Annotated in this window: 11 tRNA genes; all 11 read left to right on the top strand. The window is 47.4% G+C overall.

The features are described from left to right. Positions 1-53 precede the first annotated feature (53 nt). The 11 genes from CSV76_RS16905 to CSV76_RS16855 all read left to right on the top strand — a co-directional run bounded on the left by CSV76_RS16905 (position 54) and on the right by CSV76_RS16855 (position 1,084). Positions 54-129 (top strand) — tRNA-Asp (locus CSV76_RS16905). A 51-nt stretch (positions 130-180) separates the two neighbouring features. After that, positions 181-256: transfer RNA gene (locus CSV76_RS16900), tRNA-Phe, on the top strand. Positions 257-263: 7 nt separating this feature from the next. After that, positions 264-336: transfer RNA gene (locus CSV76_RS16895), tRNA-Thr, on the top strand. 8 nt (positions 337-344) lie between these two features. Beyond that, positions 345-429, top strand: a tRNA-Tyr gene (locus CSV76_RS16890). A 3-nt stretch (positions 430-432) separates the two neighbouring features. Beyond that, positions 433-503, top strand: a tRNA-Trp gene (locus CSV76_RS16885). Between the two features lie 26 nt (positions 504-529). Beyond that, positions 530-605, top strand: a tRNA-His gene (locus CSV76_RS16880). 53 nt (positions 606-658) lie between these two features. Continuing rightward, positions 659-734, top strand: a tRNA-His gene (locus CSV76_RS16875). Between the two features lie 4 nt (positions 735-738). Then, a tRNA-Gln gene (locus CSV76_RS16870) sits at positions 739-810 on the top strand. A gap of 8 nt (positions 811-818) precedes the next feature. Then, a tRNA-Gly gene (locus CSV76_RS16865) sits at positions 819-893 on the top strand. 7 nt (positions 894-900) lie between these two features. Then, positions 901-971, top strand: a tRNA-Cys gene (locus tag CSV76_RS16860). A 32-nt stretch (positions 972-1,003) separates the two neighbouring features. Further along, a tRNA-Leu gene (locus CSV76_RS16855) sits at positions 1,004-1,084 on the top strand. The last annotated feature ends 302 nt before the right edge of the window (positions 1,085-1,386 follow it).

The following is a 1,386-nucleotide window of genomic DNA, read 5'->3' as shown; positions in this document are numbered from 1 at the left end:
GTTGGGCTCATAACCCAAAGGTCACAGGTTCAAATCCTGTCCCCGCAACCAATGGTCCCGTGGTGTAGCGGTTAACATGCCTGCCTGTCACGCAGGAGATCGCCGGTTCGATCCCGGTCGGGACCGCCATTTTTTACATACGCTTCTAATTAGCGTCTTTCTAAAAAAACTAACAATAGTGGCTCAGTAGCTCAGTCGGTAGAGCAAAGGACTGAAAATCCTTGTGTCGGCGGTTCGATTCCGTCCTGAGCCACCATTTATATGCCGGTGTAGCTCAATTGGTAGAGCAACTGACTTGTAATCAGTAGGTTGAGGGTTCAAGTCCTTTCGCCGGCATCCTTACTGGTGGGGTAGCGAAGTGGCTAAACGCGGCGGACTGTAAATCCGCTCCCTCCGGGTTCGGCGGTTCGAATCCGTCCCCCACCACCATTTAGGGGCATAGTTCAACGGTAGAATAGAGGTCTCCAAAACCTTTGATGTGGGTTCGATTCCTACTGCCCCTGTATTTTTTAAAATAATAATTATTCTGGCGGTCGTGGCGAAGTGGTTAACGCATCGGATTGTGATTCCGACATTCGGGGGTTCGATACCCCTCGTCCGCCCCATTACTTTTAAAATAATTAACACCTATTACTATACTGTAAGTGATCATAACATGGCGGTCGTGGCGAAGTGGTTAACGCATCGGATTGTGATTCCGACATTCGGGGGTTCAATTCCCCTCGTCCGCCCCATTAGTGGGGTATAGCCAAGCGGTAAGGCAACGGACTTTGACTCCGTCACTCGTTGGTTCGAATCCAGCTACCCCAGTCAGTTTTGCGGAAGTAGTTCAGTGGTAGAATACGACCTTGCCAAGGTCGGGGTCGCGGGTTCGAATCCCGTCTTCCGCTCCACTATGTTGGCGGCATAGCCAAGCGGTAAGGCACGGGTCTGCAACACCCTTACCACCGGTTCGATTCCGGTTGCCGCCTTTTAATTTCATATAATTAATTACTTTACACGTGCCCGAGTGGTGGAATGGCAGACACGTCGCACTCAAAATGCGATGCCGCGAGGCGTGCCGGTTCAAGTCCGGCCTCGGGTATATCCTGGTCTTTTCCAGTTAAGTTGAGAAGGCCTAAAGCATCTACAAACGTTGATAACACAGCGTTTGTAGATGCTTTTTCTTTTTGGCGAATACGATAGAAAACGTTAGGTTTTGAAAACTTTTTACACAAATTTTACACAAGAATTACAAAATCATGTTCTCAAAGATTGAAATTGTTTCTTCTTCCTAAATTGCAATATTAAGTTAGCCACTTAGATAAAATCCAGTGTATGTATGAAGGGGGCTGTTATCCCTCTATCGATAATCTCTTTTTGAAAATACTAAGCTAACCTAGCTAA

It is taken from the genome of Sporosarcina sp. P17b (genome assembly GCF_002743115.1).
GTDB classification, from domain to species: Bacteria; Bacillota; Bacilli; order Bacillales_A; family Planococcaceae; genus Sporosarcina; species Sporosarcina ureae_C.
This window is presented reverse-complemented; position numbering and strand designations above follow the sequence as displayed.